Below are 21,625 nucleotides of genomic sequence, written 5' to 3'. Positions count from 1 at the left end.
GTAAATAAGCGATTACCTAAGCAGGATATGTGCCAGCATCAGGGGAAGGAAAAGTGAGAATCCTGCACCGCGCTGCGGCGCACGCACCGCCATGGTGCATCGGCCGCACCGCGGCGCTTAGGCCTGGGCCACGGCCAGCGTGCGCCGCTCGCGCAGCAAGTCCGTGAATGGGGCGGCCGCGAGGGGGCGGCTGAAATAATAGCCCTGCATTTCATCGCAGCCGTGTTCCGTCAGGAAATCGACCTGCTCGCGCGTTTCCACGCCTTCGGCGATGACGCGCATGTCGAGATTGTGCGCCAGCGAGATGACGGAGCGGGCGATGACCGCGTCGCTGCTGCTGGTGGTGACGTCGTCGACGAAGGATTTGTCGATCTTCAGCACGTCGATGGGGAAGCGCTTCAGGTAACCGAGGCTGGAATAGCCGGTGCCGAAGTCGTCGAGCGAAATGCCCACGCCGATATCCTTCAGGCGCGTCAGGGCCGCCACGGCCTTGTCCGGGTCGCCCATCACCGTGCTTTCCGTAATTTCGATGCCCAGGCAGGCCGGCGCGATGCCGTACTTGCGCAGCGCCGCCTCGACGAAAGGCACCGTGCGGTCCTGCGCAAACTGTTTGCCCGACAGGTTGACGGCCACCTTGATGCTGCCCAGGCCCGCGTCGTGCCACACGCGGATCTGCGCGCAGACGCTTTCCAGCACCCACTCGCCGATGGCCGTGATGGAACCGTATTCCTCGGCCAGCGCGATGAACAGGCCGGGCGGCACCTTGCCCAGCACAGGGTTGTTCCAGCGCAATAACGCTTCCGCGCCCAGCATGGCGCCCGTGCGCAAGCACATCTGCGGCTGGTAATGCACTTCGAATTCGTCGCGGCCGATGGCGCCGCGCAGCTGCTGCTGCATGGCCAGGCGGGCGCGGATATCGCTGCCCATGCGCTCCGTGAAAAACGCATAGTGGTCGCGCCCCATTTCCTTGGCGCGCACCAGGGCCGTGTCGGCATGGCGCAGCACGTCGTCGAGGCTGTTGCCGTCGGCCGGGCACAGGGCGATGCCGATGCTGGTGGTCAGCGCCAGGCGCTCGCCGTCGACGCTGAGCTCTTCGCGCAGGCCGGCCAGGATGGTTTGCGCCAGCGCCAAGGTGCGCCCCAGCAGGGGATCGTCGAGCAGCAGGATCTGGAATTCGTCGCCGCCCTGGCGCGCCACCGTGTCGCCTTCGCGCACGCAGCCCGTCAGGAAGCGCGCCACCACCTGCAGCGCCTTGTCGCCCACGGCCTGGCCGTGCGAGTCATTGATGTTCTTGAAGCGGTCCAGGTCCAGGCACATCAGCACCACCTGCTGGCGGTCGCGCACGGCGCTCACGCGCGCCTGCTCGAAGCGCTCGCGCATCAGCACGCGGTTGGGCAAGCCTGTCAGCGCGTCGTGGTAGGAGAGGAAATCGATCAGGTGCTGCTCGGCCTTGCGCTCGCTGATGTCGAGGAAAACGCCCACGTAGTTGATGACGGCGCCGTCCGGGCCATGCACGGTGGAGACGCTGAGCAGGCAGGGATAGGTGTCGCCGCTCTTGCGCCGGGTCTGCACCTCGCCCGACCAGCAGCCGCTGCTGTGCAGGCCCTGGCGCATGGCCTGCAGCACCGCTTCGCCCGTGTATTCGGCATGCAGGCGCATGATGTCGGTGCCCAGCACCTCGCGCGCGGCGTAGCCGGTGATGCGGGTAAACGCAGGATTCGAGGTGACGATGATGCCGGCCGGGTCGGTGATCAGGATGGCGTCCTGCGTGGCTTCGAAGACCTGGCCCGACAGGCGCAGCAATTCCTCGTTGGCGCGGCGGATCTGCACTTCGCGCGCCAGCGTGCTGGCCACTTGTTCCAGTTCGGCCGTGCGCTCGGCCACGCGGCGCTCCAGGTTGGCGCGCTCCTGCGCCAGCTGCAGCTGCGCCCGCGCCAGGCGCACATGCGCATCGGTGCGGGCGAGGATTTCCTCGGCCTGGAAGGGCTTGGCGATGAAATCGACGGCGCCCAGCGCAAAGCCGCGCACCTTGTCGTCCGTGTCGTACTGCGCCGACAGGAAGATCACGGGCACCTGGCGCAGGGCCGGCATTTCCTTCAGGCGCCGGCACACTTCAAAGCCGTCGAGGCCGGGCATGCGCACGTCGAGCAGGATCAGCTCCGGCGGGCGCGCCTGGGCCGTCCACAGGGCCAGTTCGCCGTTCGGCGCCTGGCGCACCGCGTAGCCGGCGCCGCCCAGCAAATCGCTCAACAGCTTCAGCGACGCCGGCGTATCTTCAACGATCAGTACTTCGCCCTTCGAATTCACTTCCGAAAAATCGCGGTGCATGTAGCAGTTCTCTCAGCTTTGGATGAGGCGCGGCGCTCTGGCGCCACGCTGGACAAGACATTTTTTTGCGGTGAACTACGTACTATCATCATAATCTTTATTGCAATTTAGCACCATCCATCGGCGCCACTTAGTCCGTCTTTTCAGCGAAACCGATGTTGTCAGCCCACACTTTTACGCGAGCGCCAGCGCGCCCTCATTCGCCAGCAAGTCGCACAGCTGGCGGTACTGATGCTGGTCCAGCATGGCTTGCAGCGGCGCCAGCAACGGTGCCGCCGCCGCCGGCAGGGCCGCCAGCAGCGATGCCACCCTGGCCAGGTTCAATTCGCGCAGCGCCACCAGTAAGGCGGCGCGCTCTTCCCCGGCCAGCAGCAGCAAGTCCTGCGCCCGCAGTGCCGGCGGGGCCTCGTGCGCAGGCGCCGCCGGCGGCGGCACGGACGCCTGCACGGGCGCCTCGGCCGCCTGCGCGGGGATGCTGAAACTGAACGTGGCGCCCCGCCCCGGCTTGGACTCCAGCGTCAGCTCGCCTTTCATCAGCTGCACGAATTCGCGCGAGATGGCCAGGCCCAGGCCCGTGCCGTCCTTCGGTCCCGCGCTGTCGGCCTGCACGAAGGGCTCGAAGATGCGCTGCTGGTCCGCCGCGGCGATGCCGATGCCCGTGTCGCTGACGGCGAACGACAACATCCATTGCTCGCCCTCGCGCCGCTCGCCGCGCACGCGCAAGACGACCTCGCCGCCGCCGGCGAACTTGACGGCGTTCGACATCAGGTTGAGCAGCACCTGGCGCAGCCGCGTGGCGTCGAGCAGCACGGCCGGCGGCACGGCGACGCAATCGAGGCGCAGCGCCATGCCCTGCTGCTCGGCGCGCATGCCCAGCATGTCCATCACTTCCTGCAGCAGCGGCGCCAGCGCCACCACCTCCGCCTGCGCCTGCAGGCGTCCCGCCTCGCCCTTGGACAGCTCGAGGATTTCGTTGATCAATCTCAATAAATGATTGCCGGAGCGGTGGATGATGTCGAGATTGCGCTTTTCATCGGCCTGCATGTTGGGCGAGGCGGCCATCAGGCGCGAAAAGCCGATCACGGAATTCAAGGGCGTGCGCAGTTCATGGCTCATGTTCGCCAGGAAGGTGCTCTTGGCGCGGTTCGCCGCCTGCGCCTGGCTGACGGCCACCGACAGCGCGCCCGTGCGTTCGGCCACCAGCTCTTCCAGGTGGTGGCGGTGGCGCAGCAGCTCCAGTTCCGCCTCGCGGTGCGCCGTGATGTCGTAGTTCGAGCCCACCAGGCGCATGGGCATGCCCTGGCCGTCGCGGAAGATCACGGCGTCGGCCTTGATGTAGCGGATGGCGCCATCGGGCCACAGGATGCGGTACTCGTGCGTGAACGCATGGCCTGCGTGCAGCGCCGCGCGCAGGGCCAGCTTTGCCGCCGGCACGTCGTGCGGCACCAGCGCCGCGCGCCAGATCGCTGCCGGCGCCGTGGCGCCGCCCGCATCGGCCTTGAACTGCGTATACATCTGCTCATCCCACTGCAAGTCATCGCTGACGACGTTCCAGTCCCAGATGCCGATGCTGGCCGCGCCCGTGGCCATCTGCACGCGCTCCTCGCTGCGCTGCAGGGCGCGGTAGCGGCTGTCGAGCAGCGCCACCATGTCGCGGATGCTGCGGTACAGGGTCCGCAGCTCGCCCAGGAACCAGGCTTTCGGCGGGGTGCCGAACGCTTCGCTCTGCCCCGCCCTGACGCCGGCCGCATACTGGCCGATGGCGCGCAGGGGCTTGATCATCAGGCACCACATCAGCAGCCAGATGCTGGCCACCAGGATCACGTCGAGCGCCACGATCATGGCGCCGATGGCCAGCGCGCGCTGGCGCAGCTGCGCATGCAGCAGGGCCGGCGTGGCATACACGGTGACGGCGCCGATGACTTGCCCGCCCATCGTCACCGAGCGCCGCGCCACCAGCAGGCCGGGATCGTCGGGCAGCGCGGAGACGCTCTCGAACGCGCCGTCGCCGTTGCGGCGCAGGGCCAGCGTCTCCTTGCCGATGCCGGGCGTGAGCGCGCTGGCCACCAGGTCGCGCTTGCCCAGGGTGCTGCGCATGATGGCCAGCATCTGCTTTTCATCGAGGTTCCACAGCGGCAGTTCGATGGCCACGGCCAGCTGGTCGGCGCTGACCGACAGGCTGCTGTGCAGCTGCTGCCAGCGCTGTTCGCGTTCGGACTCGTAAAACAGCACGGCGAACACCAGCAGCAGCGCGGTGACGACAAAGGTCAGCGCCACGCTGACGGCCAGCACGATGGACACGCCGCCCAGGCGCGCATGCTTGAACGACGGCTGCATCATGCGTCGGCGCCTTGCGCGAACGTCGACGCCACGGGCCGCGCCAGCGCCGCGCACAGCTGCTGGTACTGGTGCTGCTCCAGCATGGCGCACAGATGCGCGGCCAGCTGCGGCCAGCGGGTGGCCACGCCGGCCAGCACGATGGCGCTGCGCCGCAGGTCCAGCGCGCGCACCGATTCGAGCAGCGCCTGCCGTTCGGCCGCATCAAGATGGTCCAGCGCCTGATCCAGATCAAAGGCGTCGGGCGGCGCGCCGTCCGGCGCCTGTTCGCTGGCGGCGGCGCGCTGGAAGCGCAAGCCCAGCTGCTGCTCCAGCATGGCGAACAGGTGTTCCTGCTCGATCGGCTTGCGCAGGAAGCCGTCGGCGCCGGCCGCCAGCGCCTCCTGCTTTTCTTCCTCGAAGGCGGAAGCGGTCATGATCACCAGGCGCGGCTGCGCCAGGCCATCCTGCGCGCGCAGCCAGCGCGTCAGCGCCAGGCCGTCCATGTCCGGCATGCGCCAGTCGCTGAGCACCATGTCGTAGCGCTGCGCCGCCAGCATGGCTTGCGCCTGTGCGCCGCCCGCCGCCTCCTGCAGCAGGAAACCCAGCGGCGCCAGCAGGCCGGAGAGCAGCTTGCGGCAATTCTCGTCATCGTCGACCAGCAGCACCGCGCGGCCGCGCTGGCCGGGCGGCAGGCGCGCCACCCGGCCCGGCGCCTGCGGCGCGGCGGCGGGGCGCAGCACGCACGGCGCGCGCAGGTCGAAGCGGAACACGGAGCCGGCGCCCAGCGCCGATTCGACGCGCAGTTCGCCGTCCATCAGGCGCACGAACTCGCGCGAAATGGTCAGGCCCAGTCCCGTGCCGGCCTGCGCCACGGCGCTGTCGGCCTGCACGAAAGGCTCGAAAATGCGCTCCAGGTCCTCTTCCGCGATGCCGCTGCCCGTGTCGCGCACGGCGAACGCCAGCGCCACCTGCCCATCGTCTTGCGCCTGGCACGCCAGCGACAGGGTCACGCTGCCCTGCTCGATGAACTTGAGCGCGTTCGACAGCAAATTGAGCAGCACCTGGCGCAGCTTGGCGCCGTCGAGGCGCACCAGCGGCGGCACGCCCGAGCACTCGAGCCGCAAGGCGATGCCCCTGTCGCCCGAGCGCATGCGCACCATCTCGACCACCTCGTCGAGCAGGCCGCGCAAATCCACGGGCCCCGTCTGCAGCTGCATGCGGCCCGCCTCGATCTTCGACAGTTCCAGGATGTCGTTGATCAAGGTCAGCAGATGGTGGCCGGCGCGGTTGATGATGGCCAGGTTATGCTTTTCTTCCTCGAACATGCTGCTCGAATCGGCCATCATCTGCGAAAAGCCGATCACGGAATTCAAGGGCGTGCGCAATTCATGGCTCATGTTGGCCAGGAACACGCTTTTCGCCCGGTTCGCCGATTCCGCCTCGGTGACGGCGACGGACAGGGCCGCCGTGCGCTGCTGCACCAGTTCTTCCAGGTGGTCGCGGTAGCCGAGCAGCTCCTGTTCGCTGTGCTTGCGCTCGGAAATGTCGACGATGCCGCTGCGCACCAGGCGCCGCCCTTCCATGGGCAGCCTGACCAGCCGTACTTCGCAGGGAAAGGTGCTGCCGTCGGCGCGCCGCACATTGCGCTCGACGAGGATGGGTTCGCCCAGCATGGCGCGGCGCAAATGCTCTTCCATCATCAGTCCCAGCGGCAGGCCGTCGGGCTGCTCGCCGCTGTACAGGTCGAACGGCCCGCGCGCCAGCAGCGCTTCGCGCGACAGGCCCAGCATGCTCTGCGCACTGCTGTTGGCGTCGACAAAGCGGTCCAGGTCCAGGTCATACACGACGATGGCTTCGGGCGCATGCTCGACGAGGATGCGGAAGCGCTGCTCGCTTTCGCGCGCCTCGCTCTCGGCGCGGCGCAGGCGGCGGCGTTGCAGCAGCAAGGCGCTGAGCAAGCCCGCCATGGCGAGAAACACGGCGCCCGCCGACAGCACGGCCACGCGGTGCTCATGCCACAATTCGGGCGGACGGTTGACGAACAGGGTGTGCGGCGGCAGCCGGCCGATGTCGGCATCCCAGCGCCGCACCTGCTGCCAGTCATACATGGGCACGGGACGCGCGGGCGGCAGCAAGGCCCCGGGCGCGGCGGGCGCCTTGCCAGCCAGCAACTCCAGCGACATCTGCGCCACCTGCTGCGCAGCCCGCTCGATGTGCAGGAGGGAGCCGCCCAGGATGCCCTTGCCCACGTTCGTGTTGTACATGCCGAAGGCGGGCACGTTCGCCAGCCGCGCCAGTTCCCCGGCAAACTGCACGGGCGTGGCGATGGCGCCGGCCGCGTCGCGGTTGACATTGCCCGCCACCAGCACGCTGTCGGCCGGCAGGTGCGCGACGGCCGCGCGCATCTGCGCCAGCGTCAGGCCGTCAAGATACTCCATGGTAACTTTACCCTGCCACGCCTGGGCCGCCTGCTGCATGCTGCGCTTGAGGGCCTGGTCGGCCTCGCTTGCCCCCACGGCCATGACGATGGTCTTAGTATCGGGAAACAGCGCCATCGCCTGCGCCAGGGTGCCGGGAAAATCGACATTCGCCTTTTGCTGCCAGATGGCGGGCGGACTGCCGGGCGGCAAGGCCTGGCCCGAGGTATTGATCGCCAGCACGGGCACGCCGCGCGCCAGCGGCGCCAGGTCCGACAGCAGATAATCGAGCGCCGGCTGCTGCATGGCGACGATCAGGTCGGCCTTGCGGCCCATTATCTTGGTGTATCTTAAAAGCAACAAATCACGCATCTCGCCCCGCTGCGCGGGGTCGCCCTGGGTGTTCAGGTTCAGGTGCTCGACCATGACATCCTCGCTGGCCAGGCCGGCGGCTGTCATGGCGGCCACGTAGGTGCGCGTGTACGATTCCACGCCGGCGCGGCCGTAATCGTAGGCGTTGAGAAACAGCACGCGCTGGCCGTGCAGCGGCGCGGCAGCCGGCACGGCGGCAGGAGCGGCGGCAACGCCGAACGCCAGCAGCAATGCGCAGCAGCAGCGCACCGCTGCCCTGCCCTGCCAGCCGCCCGGCACCTCACGCATCACTCGCCATGCCCATGCTCGTCCTCGCCTGTCACCATGTTTTACCCATGGACTGAATACTCAGCCACCGACATTTACAAAAACATGATAACGTCAACAGGAGGGACAAGTCCATGCTTTGGAGCAATCATTTTCCAATGCAGCACGGCTTGACTGCCCGTGGCCAGCCATGCCGGTGCCATGTGCGCGTTCAGGTGTCCACGGAGCCACTGATGCCGAATAGCTCCAGTTTCAAACCCTTAATGCCGGAAGGCACGTAAATCGCAATCGCTTGCGCCTTGATCATGGTGTCGTACATGCTTCCCCGGTTATCGATAGAAAAATAATAAGTATTGGGCCGCACCGGTACTTCAGCAGGAACCTGCGCCATGTGACGCAGTTCGGCACCGGGCAATGCCCGGGCCAGCAGCAGTTCTATATTATCGGGTGATGAAATCTTGAATTGCAACGGTACCGTGGCGACCAGTTCCAGCGCTGGCATGTCCGCATTCACCGCGAGGCAGAGTTCGGTTTGGCGGTCGATACGCGTTGCCTCAAGCAAACCATAATAGTGGGTATTTTTTTGTTCATCATTGGACAAGCCTATCTGGAAGTAGCGTGACAGCAGCACCGTATCGATCAAATCACGGATGATGCCCTCAAGCTTGCCGAAACCAGGAGCGGGGTCTTCGTGGCGATATGCGGGCAGATCGCTCAAGGTGTATTTTTTAGAAAAGGTCATCAAGCCGCCAGCCAGCGCCATCAACTTTTCAAACAAATACACGGGATGGTGGCGCCGGTAACTGGCGCAATGACTGAGCGTCGCGCCGGCCGTGCTCAACGTATGGAGCATCCAGAAAGACGCAATATCCCCGCCATGAAATTCAACCGTGTTTTTACCGGGCTGACGGTGGCGGCCGTACAGCGCCTCAATTTTCGCGCCCATGCGGTCGATCAGCGAATCGAGCCTTTGCTGCAGCGAGGAATCGGCACTGACGGTCAGGCCAGGCGGCATGAAGGAGGCATCGATTTCAAAACCGCCGTTGCCAGCGCGGTACAAACGGATCACCGGGATGGCAAGGTAATCATTCAGAGGGTCCAGCTGGGACAGCAGATACACGCGTTTTTTCAGGTAAGCCACGTCTATGCTGACTGCCTCGCTGTACAGATCCGGCGTTTCGATATCCGCCTGGACATAGCGCGCCCCTGCCGCGCTCACATTGCCGCCATGGACCTGCAGCGCGGGCAGCGCGGCATAGAAGGTGAAACTGTGTTCGCTGGACGGCAGCTTGGACAAGTCCACTGCGCTGGGCAATATATCGCCAAGCGGAGCGTCAAATATTTCCCCATCCTGAAAAACGAGCGACATGGCGTCCGCCCGCAGGCTATTGTGGGCCAGTGCATCGGCATTCCAGCTGACGCCATGCACGCCCCATAGATGGGGATTCATCAATGAGGCCAGACGTTGCAGGCGGGCTTCATGATAGCGGTCCAGTTGCTGAAATTGCTGGGGGCCGATGGCCAGACCTTCGGACCAAAGTAACTTGGATGGCAAAGTCATAGCGTTCTCCATATTGAGCGTTGGAATCTTGCTGCCTTGCCAGTCTGATGTTGTCAGTTTGAACGTTCTTGATGTTGCGCAGCAACCCTGTTCAATTATTTGCGCAAACGCAATTTACCTTGGAGCAAACGCTCGGATACTGGCCATTCCGCTGCAAAGACACAGGGAAAGAGAGATGGAGGACTTGCTGCCATATTTCGAACGCGAGCTGGTGATGCTGCGGCGACATTGCCGTGAATTCTCCGAGCGCTATCCGAGAATCGCCGGCAAATTGCACATGTCCGGCGAGTCTTGCGAAGATCCGCACGTGGAACATTTGATCGAATCGGTGGCCATGCTGGCGGCACGCATCTCGAAACGGCTCGATGATGACTATCCGCAATTTACCGAAGCCCTGTTCGAAGCCCTGTTTCCGCATTATCTGCGTCCCTTTCCATCGTGCGCCATCGTCCGTCAGTGCGCACCGGCGGCGCAAGCTGGCGTATCGCACCTGCCGGCCGGCAGTGAAATGGATACAGCGCCCGTGCGCGGCGTGCGCTGCCGCTTCAAGACGGTCTACGACATAACGACCGGAGCATCGGTACTGGACAGCGCCGTTTTCGATGCGATGGTCAAGCCGCCGCCGGGCGTGCGCCTGCCGGCATCGGCCAGCTCCTCGCTGAACATCGGCATTCGGCATCTCGATGCGGCGCCCGCGTCCCTGCGCGTTTTCATCGATGGCGAAGCTTCTTTTTCCGCCGCATTGCGCGATGCCTTGTTCATGCATGCCATCTGCGCTTTTGTGTCCATCGACACGACGCAGTGGATGGCCTTGCCCGCCGTGCCCTTGACGCCAGTCGGCTTCGCCGACACGGATGCCTTGATACCTTTTGCAGCCCGTTCGCAGCCGGCCTACCGCATCCTGAGCGAGTATTTTGCCTATCCGGAAAAATTCAATTTCTTTGACATCGATATCGCGGCACTGGGTGCCGCCTTGCCGCCTGGCTGCCAGCGCTTTACCCTGCATCTGTGCATGGCCGGCTTGCGCCCCGATTCCGCTGCGGCGCGCATGTTGTCCAGCATATCCAGCGACAACTTGAGGCTGGGCTGCAGTCCGGCGGTCAATCTCTTCCGCCAGGAAGGCGTGCCGATCGCCGTCACCCGGCAGAAAACCGATTACTCCGTGCTGGCCCATGCTACCCATGCGTATGGGTACGAAGTCGTCTCCGTCGATGCGGTGCGTTTGCTGCGTCAACGCGGCGGCGAGAGCACGCTGACCGAATTTCGCCCCCTGTACAGCCTGCGCCATGGCGAGGGTGCGGCGCAACAAGGCCATTACTGGGTCATGCGCCACGATACGGCTTTGGCCATCAGCAGTCCTGGTCACGAAAAGAAAATCACGCTGATCGACGGCGACTTCCACCCCCTGATCCATGAAAAGGCCAGCTTGTCGCTGTCGCTGACATGCAGTAACCGCGATCTCCCGCTGTCACTCAGATACGGCCAGCCGCAGGGAGACCTGCAGCCATGCGCAGGCGGACCCGCACTACTCATGCTGCGCCGCCCCAGCCAGCCGCGACGTTTTTCCCCAGGCGCGGGCCTGCACTGGCGCCTGATTTCACACCTGGCGCTGAATCATCATGCGCTGGTCCAGGAAGGCCTGCCGGCGCTGCGCGAAATGCTGACGCTCTACGACTTGTCCCAATCGGCCACCTCGCAGCGCCAGATCAACGGCATCGTCGCGCTGGCGCACTCGCCCACCACGACATGGCTGCGGCACAAGCGCGGCACCTCGCTGGCGCATGGCGTGGAAGTGCGCATCACGCTGGACGAAGAAGCCTTTATCGGCAGCGGCATGCATCTGTTTGTGCAGGTGATCGACCACTTCCTTGGCCTGTATGTGCAAATCAACAGCTTCATCGAACTGGTGGTGCTGTCACTGCAAAGCGGAGAGGAGCTGATCCGATGCAAACCAAGAAGCGGACTGCAGAATCTGGTGTAATGCTGCACTTGCTCGCCGAGCCATACCGCTATCAGTTCGTGCAGGCGGTGCGTATTCTGCTGTGCTGGCTACGCAGCCAGAACGTGAACCATACACAAGCGTTCAGCCAGGTGTTGCGCTTCAAGAACAGCCTGTCCTTGACTTTTCCAGCCAGCGAAATCGAACGGCTTGCGCTTGATGAAAGCGAACAGGTGAGCCTGGTACCGGCGTTCATGCGTTTTCTGGGCGCTGGCGGCACCTTGCCCTTGCACCACTCGGAGCGCATCGCCGCCTACCTTTTGTCGAGCAAGGACGCCGGCGTCTCGGCCTTCCTCGACATCTTTTCACACCGCATGGTCTCGCTGTATTGCCAGGCATGGGAAAAATATCGCCTCGAGTCGGCACGCGAGACCCATGCAAAAGATGTGCAACTACCGTTGCTGACAGCACTGGCTGGCGTACGGTCCGATGCGCTGCCATCGAACGGCGAAGCTGGCGCCGTGACGCAGGACGTCGCGGCCTGGTACGCGGGCCTGCTGCGCTGCCGCCCCGTTTCGGCTCAGGCGATTGCCCCCGTGCTGGCCGAGTACTGCGGCGTACCAGTCTCCCTGCAACAATTTGTCGGTGGCTGGGACTATCTGGAAAAAAACCGGCGCAGCCTGCTGGGCAGTGCCAACTTCACCCTGGCGCGCGGCGCAACCCTGGGCTTGCGGCTTTGGCGCCACGACATGCGCGTCTGCCTGCATATCGGCCCGCTGGATCCCGCCGGTCTGCAACGCTTCCTGCCGCGCAGCGCGGGCGCGGCGGCACTGGCAAAGATGCTGGTGCTGTTTGGCGTACCAGACTTGCAATATGAAGTGCGGCTGATACTGAGCCCGCCATGCATCCGCCCCCTGCTCCTGAGCGCCAGCCCTTCAGACAGGCGGCGCCTGGGCTGGACGACCTTCCTGACTACGCCACAAGGCAAGGTACGCGGCGCGCAGGTCCGTTATTTGCTGCAACCGGCTTGAGCAGTTTATCCCTGGAAAGTGAGGCAAGCATGAAACATGCGGGACGCGGCGTCATCCGGCTCGGAGACGCAACCGATCACGGCGGCAAGGTCACCAGCGCATCGTCGGGCAGCACCGTGATGGGGAAGCCGGCGGCGCTGGCCGACGACATGACTTTCTGCCCCAAATGCAAGGGCAGCTTTCCCATCACGCCGGACGGCGCCGGCGCAAAGCACATGGGCAAGCCGTACGCCTATGACGGCGACTCCACCGCCTGCGGCGCCCACCTGATCACATCGTTATAACGGAGGCAGGCCATGCATGCAAGCATACCGGCGGCGCTATCGGTCTTCGACCTCGCCGCGCAAGAGCGGCGCCTGCTGCAAATCGACTTCCCCCATGACGATGGACCGGATGGCGCCATCCTGCTGGTCAATTCGCTGTCCGCCAGGGAAGAGGTGTCGCGCGATTTCCGTTTCGAAGCCGAACTGCTGTCGGACGACGCGCACATCGCGCTCAAGGCCATGATGGGCCGCATGGTGACCGTCTCGATGGTGCGCGGCGACGGCACGCTGCGCCATTTTAATGGCTATGTGGGCGAATTTTGCCTGCTGCGCGCCGACGGCGGCTTCGCCTGGTACCGGATGGTGCTGCAACCGTGGCTGGCCTTTGCCCGGCTGCGCCAGGACAACGTGTCCTTTCATGGCCAAAGCGTCATGCAGCTGACCGAAACCACGTTTGCGCACTACGGGCAGCGCGACTGGAAAACCAGCATCCATGGCGACGATCCGCAGATCACCTGCGCCAACCAGCACAATGAAACCGACTACAACCACCTGCACCGGCGCTGGGAAGCCCTCGGCTGGCATTACTGGTACGAACACCGTGCCGATGGCCACACCTTATGGCTCGCAGACAACAGCATCCTGGCCGACACGCTCGCCACGGCATCCGGCGACGGCGCCATGCGTTTCCACTCCGAGTCGGGTTCCCTGGAAGACGACGGCCTGCAACAATGGCAAGCCGTGCGCCGGCTCGGCTCCGGGCAGCTGACCTTGGCCAGTTTCGACTATAAGAATCCGCAGCCACGCCTTGCCAGCGGCTACTCGCTGAATCGCCAGGGCGACGTCTTTGCCCACGAGCTGTACGAAAACACGGGCGCCTACGGCTACAAGAATGTCGACGATGGGGAATCGCTGGCACAACGCCGCATGGAAGAAAGCGACCATCTGCGCCAGTATTTCGAGGCGGCAGGCAATCACCGTGGCGCGCAGCCCGGCCTTTGTTTCCGTCTCGACGGCCATTTCAGCGCCGAGGAAAAGCGCTGTCAGCCTGGCCAGGAGCGCCCGGACAATATTGCCGAACGCGAATACCTGATCCTGTCGGTCGAGCATAGCGCCAGCAATAACTATCAGGCAGGCCCCAGCGCGCCTTCGCACTACGTCAACACCATGACCTGCGTGCGGCGGGACATCCGCTGGCGCCCCGGGCGCGGCTACAACAGCACGCCCTGCATCGTTGCCGGCGTGCAGACGGCACTGGTGGTCGGACCGGCCGGGGAAGAGATTCATACCGACGCCCTGGGACGCATCCGCCTGCAATTTCACTGGGACCGCCTGGGCACATTCGATGAACGCAGCTCGCCATGGATAAGGGTCATGATGCCCATGGCGGGAGCGCAAATGGGACAGATCGCCTTGCCGCGCGTGGGCCAGGAAGTGGTCGTGCAATTTCAGGACGGCAATATCGACCACCCCATCGTCATCGGCGTGGTCTACAACAGCGCCAATCCGCCGCCGTGGCAATTGCCGCAGCAGCGCGCGCTGTCCGGCGTGCGCAGCCGCGAACTGGGCACCCGCAGCGCCAATCATCTCGTGCTTGACGACACCAAGGGCGCGATCCAGGCACAGCTGCGCAGCGAGCACCAGGACAGCCGGCTTTCATTGGGCAACATCACGCGCATCGACGACAACGCCGGCCGCAAGGAAGCGCGCGGCGCGGGTTTTGAATTGGCCAGCAACGCCTGGGGCGCCCTGCGCGCCGCCAAAGGCATGCTGATCACCACAGAAACACCGGCAGGCGCCGCTCCGATCAAGCAGCTCGACGAAACGCAGTCCCGCCTGGCGCAGGCACGCCAACTGCACGAGGGACTGGCCGGCATGGCCGTCGACGCAGGCGCGCAGGACAGTACCGCACAGCAAGGCGCCGTGGCCGACGCCATCCAGCGGCAAAACGCCGCCATCAAGGGCAGCGGCGGCGATTTCCCGGAACTGTCCGAACCGCATCTGGTGCTGGCCAGCCCGGCCGGCATCGAGCTGAGCACGGCCCAGTCCATCCACCTGGCCGCCAGCGAGCATGTGGCGCTCACCGGCAGCAAGCATATTGCACTCGCCAGCGGCGACAGCATGTTTGCCAGCATCGCCAAAACCTTCAGCCTGTTCGTGCACAAGGCCGGCATGAAACTGATCGCGGCCAGCGGCAAGGTAGCCATCGAGGCCCAGAACGACGAGGTGGAAATCCTCGCCCGGAAAGTGCTGTCGCTGATCAGCGAAGCGGACTGGGTCAACATCAAGGGCAAGAAAGGCGTACGCCTGCACGGCGCCAACCACATGCTGGAAATCAGCGACAAGGTGCAGTTCTTCACCTCCTCCCCCGTGCTCTTCAACGGCAACCTGGAAACCCTGGCGCCGAAGAGCGTGTCGCAGGAATTCAATGAACGGCCAGTAGCTCGTTTTGACCAGGCCGTCCGCTTATTGCACGTCGATGGTACACCCGCCCCGGATATAGCTTTTGAGTTAATACGCGAAGATGGCCACAGAATCAGTGAAAAGAGTAGCGGTGACGGATGCACCCCAGTACAAAAAGGTGACGGCATGGATAGCTACACAATACGCTACAAGGGAGAACTTTCATGAGTGACGAGACGGATCTGAATGAACACGGCAATCACCAAGGCGAATTTCGACAGAGTGTTGGCGGATGGGCTGAGTACACAGTCAATATGACAGAAATAAACGATACCATCCGACATGACGTAACCATTCCACCCAAGAAAATAATTCCTATCATATTTCTACCTGGAGTTATGGGTAGCAACTTAAGAATGACAAAAAAACGTCAAGATTACCTGAAACGACCGGATAACAGATCGTGGAGGCCTGATGATATGGTCGACAAATCAGGAAATTTGGCAGTTGCAACCGGTAGCGGTTTGGGTGGTTGGTTCAGGAGTGCATCGCCCAGAGATCGACAATTAGCTTTTGATCCGAACGAAACTGAAGTTGAGTACTATCAATACTCAATTGAAAATGAACGTTTCTTTCCGGGTGGAGACGTCACCAAAGGATCCGATGTACGTCACAACAACGTTCCCGATGATTTTCTTGGAGTTCCCCCACTGATTTCTGTTAGTCCCAAAAAAAATGCACAGATAGATGCGATTCAAAGACCTGGAGTGTCGGGAAGATTCATCCCTCGTGAGATGCGTGAAACTCCGGCACATATTGCACGGTGGCGTGGATGGAGCGAAGTTCTATTCGCCGGCGCCTATGGCGAAATGCTTCAAAAAACAGAATTCTTCATGAATAACATAACAAAAAAAGGACAAATTTTGCCTCATTGGAAAATTGACCCGTCCGATCAATCCACCGGCAGATACTCATATGGTCAACAAGCCTATCCGTCTGTTGCCAAGCTTTTGATAAAAAATCCAAAAGAATTTGGCGGCCCTTCCGGAACAGCAATTGAAAATTCCGACATGCTAAAAATTGCTCCATGTTGGTATCCGGTTCATGCGCTGGGATATAACTTCCTACAGAGCAATGGCATTTCTGCCGCTGTTATTGCCGAACGAATACGCGGCATAGTAATAGGCTATCAGGGGTGCGGCTTCAAATGCAACGAGGTAATTCTCGTCACGCACAGCATGGGAGGATTACTCGCCAGAGCCTTAATACATCCTAGATATGGAAATATGCTTAATGATAAGGCTGTAAAAATACTTGGAATATACCATAACGTGATGCCTGCCCTGGGGGCCGCCAGTGCATACAAACGCATGCGTTTCGGTTTTCAGGAAAAAAGTGGTCCATTAAATACTCTCGCAGCCCAAGTTATTGGCGTTGACGGCGAACACGCGACGGCGATTCTCGCAAACACGCCAGCACCTCTAGAGATGTTGCCTGGTATGGCATATGGTCAAGAGTGGCTCAAGGTTGTTGACGCAAGTGATAGATTACTCTGGAGTTGGCCACGAGGTAAGGACAGTGCGCTGGAAAGTATTTACCTGCAACCTGCGAATGCTTGGTGGAGGCTAATCAATCCCTCGTGGGTGAATCCTGCAAATATTCCGCTCAACAAAGGAGGAGGTATCGACAATGTCATGCAACGATTGAAAGATGCTTCCATTCTGTTGAAGGAAATAGATAAAATTTTTCATCCAAATACATACGCAAGCTATTGTGCATCAAAGGAGTTCCTAAGCTATGGTGAAATTACTTTCAAAGTTATTGAAGGCTTAGAAATTAGAAACTCATCTAACCCGGAAAATATTACTCCTCCACCCAACAAGTGGAGGCTACTGACTGACGACGCAAAAGGCAACCTCACTGTGCAAGCAGGAACACGTATTTTGAAGCTGAAATTACAACACGCAAATTCTGCTGGCGATGAAACCGTTCCGTCGGATCGTTCAGCAAGACATATACCTGGAAATAAATTTATCCACGGAGAGAAATCTGGAACCGGGTACGAACATCAAAATAGCTATACTCATCCACATGTCCTGGCATCTATGCTTTATTCAATTGTGCAAATTGCAAAAACAGCAAAATGGGAATGAACATGCCTAATCATAAAAAATTCTTCATGCTCCTAATTTCATTTTTTTTAATACAAGCAAAGGCAAATGAAATTGAACCACACAAAATACATGAGGCAAGAAAAATGAGCAAAAATAGAATCCAAGGAAGAAAAATAGATGCCCTATTCCAAAACACAAAAAAAATATGCTTTGGAAGATACCTGATAATCCTACCAAGCGAAGCAGAATTAATAATCGGCAATTCAGCAGTAGATCTATTTAAAGGCGGCCCGGAAAATTTAAAACACCAGGCAGAAATTGATCTAAAAAGAATAAAATCCCTTAACTTATCCCCTGAAATTATTTACAATGGCAATGGCCCAATAGAAAACAGCTGGCAAATTCGATACTACAATAGCAGCTCAGCCAAAGAAGCTAATTTTACAATTTACCGAACTTTAATAAATAAAGGGGATTTTATATTTGCCATAGGCGATGCAATAGGTGATGGCGACACCGAAATGGCAACTACGGAAAGACAATTCCTTCAAGCAAAGAGTCTGCGCTTGCGTGCTACGGAAGAAATTCCGGTCGAGCCAGGCCTTTGCGTAGAACATGGATTCATGATTGAAAATCAATATAAATATCAAGAAATAGACGACGTAGGTATTTATTTACCCAGCTTGCCAGATGTAACTTTCTCCATCAGTTCAAATAAGGACGCATACGGCGACTACCCGCCGAAAGAATTTGAATCAAGGTTGCGTGGAGAACTATCACTACTCAGTCGCATACAAGACGCAAAGAAGATTCAAGGCAAGAACTATCCCAGTCGTACCTTGCTGCGTGAAGGCAAACGACAAGTGCAACATTGGCAGGGAGAGGAATCGCTGATACGACGAACAGATGGCGTGCACGATTTTGAATGGGCCCTGGTCGGCAAACCACGCGATGTCGCGTATCCATCTGTGCTGGAGGCGCATATGTACACCAAAGTCGCCCACAACATGGTCGGCGCCGCCGAAGCCGCGTCGCTGACCGACGAAGAGGCCATCGCCTTGTGGGACAAGCTGCTGTCCGGCCTGAAGTTCCGGGTGAAGGTGCCGGGCGCGCCGCCGGGCTCGTACTACATCGATCCGGACAAGCCGGCGCAGTGACGGCCAGGTAAGCGTGGCATCAGCATAACTAGCCGAATGCAGTCATCGTACTTTTGTCCGGGAAGCCTTCATGCTCACCTTGTGTACCACCCGACCTTCCGACTTTGCCGCACAAGAGCCGCATCTGCTGAAACCAGTTTTCCTTCAGAGGCCAAATTTCTTTCCGACGACGCATATATCACTCTCGAGGCCAAGTGATGCTGGCGCTCAGGATAGCACCGGACAACAAGGCTCCGCCGCAGGCGATTTCCCGGAGCTGTCCGAACCACATTTGCTGCTGGCCAGCCCGGCAAGCATCGAACTGAGCACGGCCCAGTCCATCCACCTGGCCGCCAGCGAGCATGTGGCGCTCAGCACCGGCAAGCATATTTCACTCGCCAGCGGCGACAGCATGTTTGCCAGCATCGCCAGCTACATCATTCGCTATAAGGGAGAACTGCCATGAGCAAATGTGATGACTTGAATAAGCGCGGCAATCATCCTGCAAAATTTAGTCAGGGCGTGGGAGGATGGGCGGAACTCGCCGTTTCGATGACGGAAACGAAAGATACCGCGCGACACGATGTCACCGTGCCGCCAGGCAAAGTCATTCCTGTCATTTTCCTGCCAGGCGTGATGGGTAGCAATCTAAGGATGAGCAGGGTTCGCCAAGAAGAATTGCGCCGTCCGGACAATCGGGCTTGGCGGCCAGACGATATGATGGGTGCGGGAGGCAAGGCCGCTGTCCTCACAAGCAATGGCCTGGGGGGCTGGTTCAAAGATGCGTCGCCACGGCAGCGTCAATTGGTGTTCGATCCCACAGAAACCGAAGTCGAGTATTACCACTATACCGAGAGCAATAGCCGCTTCGATCCAGATGGTGCGGAAACCAAAGCCGCGGATGCGCGGCATCAAAATGTGCCCGATAGTCTTTTCCCCATCCCACCCTTGATTGGATCCTATGGAGTATCTCCAGGAACGGGACCATTGCAAGCTCAAGCACGCGCCCGTCAAAGTCCCGCTCAAATAGCACGCTGGCGCGGGTGGAGTGAGGTGCTTTTCGACGGCGCATACGGAACCATGTTGCGCACCACAGAACAGCATCTAAACAATATGATTTCCAACGGAGAAGTACATCCGTTCTGGCGCAGGACAAGTGGCCTTGGTGCCATGCTAATGCAAGACCCAACAACTTTCGGTGCGTCATCTGGCAAGGCCATTAATGTCAACGACTTGAAGAAAATTTCGCCCTGTTGGTATCCAGTGCACGCGATGGGCTACAACTTTATAAAGAGCAATGGTGAATCTGCTATCACCATTGCAGAGAGGATACGCGGCCTGGTCAAAGGCTACCAGCAACGCGGATTCAAATGTAACGAAGTCATTCTCGTCACGCACAGCATGGGTGGTTTGCTGGCCAGGGCGTTGATACACCCCTGCTATGGAAACATGCTTGGCGATAAGGATGTAAAAATCCTCGGTATTTATCACAACGTGATGCCGACCATTGGCGCCGCAGGAGCGTATAAACGCATGCGTTTTGGCTTTCAGGAAAGAGAAGGTTCCATTGCCGAAATAGAGGCCAAAATTCTGGGAATCAATGGTGTACATGCTACCGCCATTCTGGCCAATGCACCGGCGCCACTGGAAATGTTGCCAGGTGCGGCATATGGCCAGAATTGGCTGAAAATTGTAGATGCACAGGATAAAGTTTTATGGAGCTGGCCACGCGATAAGGCCACTGCACTGGAAAGCATTTACCTTCAACCCGCCAATGCGTGGTGGAGGCTAATCAATCCAAAATGGGTAAACCCCGCAGACCTTCCTTATGAAAAAGGTGGGGGTATAGAAAGAACAATGGAGAGAATAACATCCGCCTCAAAATTTCTATCGTCCATAGAAAAAAATTCCACCCAAAGACTTATGCAAGCTATTGCGCTTCCCGAAATTTTTTAAGTTACGGCGATGTCGTATTTAAATTAATTGAAGGTCTTCATAGTGGCTCAAATGATCCGTGGAATAAATTCGAGCCGTTACCTGAAAAATGGAAGTTACTTGAAGATGATGCAAAGGGACAACTCCTCGTCCAGGCCGGAGATAAATTCTTAAAGTTAAGGCTACAAGCAGCTAATGCACGCGGTGATGGAACGGTGCCGTCAGACCGTTCTGCCCAGCATATCACAGGCACACTTTTCGTACATGGCACGGCGGAAGCGAACGGTTATGAACACCAGAACAGCTACGCAGATACAAATGTAATGGCATCCATGCTGTATTCCATCGTACAAATTGCCAAGACGGCAAAATGGGAGTAAGCCATGAACAATAAGATAGAGAAAACAATTTTCCTCACGATTACGGTTATTGCGATGGTATTCCTATCCGCCTACGCGAAAAAAAATTTAGCCAAGGAGATCATAATGCCTGAAAATTTCAAAATCAGCAAACGCCTGGAGACACTATTTTTAAAAACAAAAATAGTATGCTTCGGGCGCTATGCCCTAGAGGTTCCGCAAGAAGCACAACTCATATCAGGAGGGACAACAATTCTTTCGGAAATCAAGACCATACCAGGCGGAATAACAGAAAAAAACGAACGCATAGCAGAAGAAATTGAAAAAATAAAAAAAGATGACCCAACCTCTGAAATTACCTACAATGGAAAAGGTCCAATAGAAAATAGCTGGCAACTTCAATACTATGATGGAGAATTCTCCAAAGAAGGTGGGCGTTTAATCTTCAAAACCTACATCACAAAAGGAAACCATATATTCATTCTTGACGGATCAACACGAAAAGGTGAAACAATAGCAGATTCCATAGAAAATCAAATGGTTCGCGCTAATAACTTACGTCTGCGCGATGAAAATGAAGTTCCCAAGGAACCTGGCTATTGCGTCAAAAATGGTTTCATGACCGACAACAAATATGATAGTCAGGAAATGGCAGATGCAGGCCTGTATTTCCCCAGCTTTCCAGACGTGACTTTTTCCATCACATCAAATAAAAATGCCTACGGTGACTATCCTCCTGCCGAATATGATGCAAAAGTACGCGGGAAATTATCATTACTTGCTCGTATTCAGGAAGCAAAAGACCAGCAAGGCAAGAACTACCCTCCTCGTACTCTGCTACGCGAAGGCAAGCGTGACGTGCAGCATTGGCATGGCGAGGAATCGTTGATACGGCGTACCGATGGCGTGCATGATTTTGAATGGACGCTGGTCGGTACGCCGCGCGATATCGCCTATCCAGCGGTATTGGAAGCATCCATGTACACCAAAGTCGCCCACAACATGGTCGGCGCCGCCGAAGCCGCGTCGCTGACCGACGAAGAGGCCATCGCCTTGTGGGACAAGCTGCTGTCCGGCCTGAAGTTCCGGGTGAAGGTGCCGGGTGCGCCGCCGGGCTCGTATTACATCGATCCGGACAAGCCGGCGCAGTGACAATTGACAAGCTCATGCTGGCGCCGTGC

General features: G+C 59.4%; 13 protein-coding genes. 9 read left to right on the top strand and 4 right to left on the bottom strand.

Going from position 1 to position 21,625, the window contains the following annotated elements; translation table 11 throughout:
* Positions 1-117 precede the first annotated feature (117 nt).
* The 4 genes from AC07VI_RS13140 to tssK form a co-directional block, all read right to left on the bottom strand.
* A complete protein-coding gene (locus AC07VI_RS13140) occupies positions 118-2,328 on the bottom strand; it encodes a two-component system response regulator (protein ID WP_494808798.1) in 2,211 nt (736 codons plus the stop codon).
* A gap of 174 nt (positions 2,329-2,502) precedes the next feature.
* Positions 2,503-4,668, bottom strand: a complete 2,166-nt coding sequence (locus tag AC07VI_RS13135) for a sensor histidine kinase (protein WP_086144761.1) — start codon at positions 4,666-4,668, stop codon at positions 2,503-2,505.
* Positions 4,665-7,724 (bottom strand): sensor histidine kinase, encoded by a 3,060-nt coding sequence (locus tag AC07VI_RS13130; RefSeq protein ID WP_099420560.1) that lies wholly within the window; start codon positions 7,722-7,724, stop codon positions 4,665-4,667. Before AC07VI_RS13130 ends, AC07VI_RS13135 begins: the two co-directional genes overlap by 4 nt.
* A 190-nt stretch (positions 7,725-7,914) precedes the next feature.
* Entirely contained in the window at positions 7,915-9,264 is a 1,350-nt protein-coding gene (gene tssK / locus AC07VI_RS13125; RefSeq protein ID WP_099375950.1) for a type VI secretion system baseplate subunit TssK, read from the bottom strand.
* A gap of 175 nt (positions 9,265-9,439) precedes the next feature.
* Here tssK and tssF point away from each other — a divergent pair, with 175 nt between their 5' ends.
* The 9 genes from tssF to AC07VI_RS13080 all read left to right on the top strand — a co-directional run bounded on the left by tssF (position 9,440) and on the right by AC07VI_RS13080 (position 21,596).
* The gene (tssF, locus tag AC07VI_RS13120) at positions 9,440-11,245 is read left to right on the top strand and encodes a type VI secretion system baseplate subunit TssF (RefSeq protein WP_492994829.1); all 1,806 of its coding nucleotides are present in this window, start codon (positions 9,440-9,442) and stop codon (positions 11,243-11,245) included.
* Positions 11,245-12,234 carry a type VI secretion system baseplate subunit TssG gene (gene tssG, locus AC07VI_RS13115; RefSeq protein ID WP_492994831.1) on the top strand — a complete coding sequence of 330 codons (990 nt, stop codon included), beginning with the start codon at positions 11,245-11,247 and terminating at the stop codon, positions 12,232-12,234. The genes tssF and tssG overlap by 1 nt, the downstream gene beginning before the upstream one ends.
* A gap of 29 nt (positions 12,235-12,263) precedes the next feature.
* A complete protein-coding gene (locus AC07VI_RS13110; RefSeq protein ID WP_086146604.1) occupies positions 12,264-12,518 on the top strand; it encodes a PAAR domain-containing protein in 255 nt (84 codons plus the stop codon).
* Between the two features lie 12 nt (positions 12,519-12,530).
* The gene (locus tag AC07VI_RS13105) at positions 12,531-15,128 is read left to right on the top strand and encodes a type VI secretion system Vgr family protein (RefSeq protein WP_492994833.1); all 2,598 of its coding nucleotides are present in this window, start codon (positions 12,531-12,533) and stop codon (positions 15,126-15,128) included.
* Positions 15,125-17,053: an esterase/lipase family protein gene (locus AC07VI_RS13100; protein WP_086146606.1), complete on the top strand. Its 1,929-nt coding sequence runs from the start codon at positions 15,125-15,127 to the stop codon at positions 17,051-17,053. Before AC07VI_RS13105 ends, AC07VI_RS13100 begins: the two co-directional genes overlap by 4 nt.
* A gap of 2 nt (positions 17,054-17,055) precedes the next feature.
* A complete protein-coding gene (locus AC07VI_RS13095; RefSeq protein ID WP_492994836.1) occupies positions 17,056-18,171 on the top strand; it encodes a T6SS immunity protein Tli4 family protein in 1,116 nt (371 codons plus the stop codon).
* Between the two features lie 70 nt (positions 18,172-18,241).
* Positions 18,242-18,616 (top strand): DUF2345 domain-containing protein, encoded by a 375-nt coding sequence (locus AC07VI_RS13090; protein ID WP_086146607.1) that lies wholly within the window; start codon positions 18,242-18,244, stop codon positions 18,614-18,616.
* The gene (locus AC07VI_RS13085; RefSeq protein WP_492994838.1) at positions 18,613-20,106 is read left to right on the top strand and encodes an esterase/lipase family protein; all 1,494 of its coding nucleotides are present in this window, start codon (positions 18,613-18,615) and stop codon (positions 20,104-20,106) included. Before AC07VI_RS13090 ends, AC07VI_RS13085 begins: the two co-directional genes overlap by 4 nt.
* 362 nt (positions 20,107-20,468) lie before the next feature.
* The gene (locus AC07VI_RS13080) at positions 20,469-21,596 is read left to right on the top strand and encodes a T6SS immunity protein Tli4 family protein (RefSeq protein ID WP_492994840.1); all 1,128 of its coding nucleotides are present in this window, start codon (positions 20,469-20,471) and stop codon (positions 21,594-21,596) included.
* The last annotated feature ends 29 nt before the right edge of the window (positions 21,597-21,625 follow it).

It is taken from the genome of Janthinobacterium sp. GW821-FHT03A03, from assembly GCF_059421435.1.
The sequence above is the reverse complement of the archived record's forward strand: the minus strand, read 5'-3'. Positions and strand labels throughout refer to the sequence as shown.

Coding starts and splice junctions, on each gene's coding strand:
- AC07VI_RS13140 (WP_494808798.1), bottom strand. CDS start 2,328: ATGCACCGCGATTTTTCGGAAGTGAATTCGAAGGGCGAAGTACTGATC.
- AC07VI_RS13135 (WP_086144761.1), bottom strand. CDS start 4,668: ATGATGCAGCCGTCGTTCAAGCATGCGCGCCTGGGCGGCGTGTCCATC.
- AC07VI_RS13130 (WP_099420560.1), bottom strand. CDS start 7,724: ATGCGTGAGGTGCCGGGCGGCTGGCAGGGCAGGGCAGCGGTGCGCTGC.
- tssK (WP_099375950.1), bottom strand. CDS start 9,264: ATGACTTTGCCATCCAAGTTACTTTGGTCCGAAGGTCTGGCCATCGGC.
- tssF (WP_492994829.1), top strand. CDS start 9,440: ATGGAGGACTTGCTGCCATATTTCGAACGCGAGCTGGTGATGCTGCGG.
- tssG (WP_492994831.1), top strand. CDS start 11,245: ATGCTGCACTTGCTCGCCGAGCCATACCGCTATCAGTTCGTGCAGGCG.
- AC07VI_RS13110 (WP_086146604.1), top strand. CDS start 12,264: ATGAAACATGCGGGACGCGGCGTCATCCGGCTCGGAGACGCAACCGAT.
- AC07VI_RS13105 (WP_492994833.1), top strand. CDS start 12,531: ATGCATGCAAGCATACCGGCGGCGCTATCGGTCTTCGACCTCGCCGCG.
- AC07VI_RS13100 (WP_086146606.1), top strand. CDS start 15,125: ATGAGTGACGAGACGGATCTGAATGAACACGGCAATCACCAAGGCGAA.
- AC07VI_RS13095 (WP_492994836.1), top strand. CDS start 17,056: ATGCCTAATCATAAAAAATTCTTCATGCTCCTAATTTCATTTTTTTTA.
- AC07VI_RS13090 (WP_086146607.1), top strand. CDS start 18,242: ATGCTCACCTTGTGTACCACCCGACCTTCCGACTTTGCCGCACAAGAG.
- AC07VI_RS13085 (WP_492994838.1), top strand. CDS start 18,613: ATGAGCAAATGTGATGACTTGAATAAGCGCGGCAATCATCCTGCAAAA.
- AC07VI_RS13080 (WP_492994840.1), top strand. CDS start 20,469: ATGAACAATAAGATAGAGAAAACAATTTTCCTCACGATTACGGTTATT.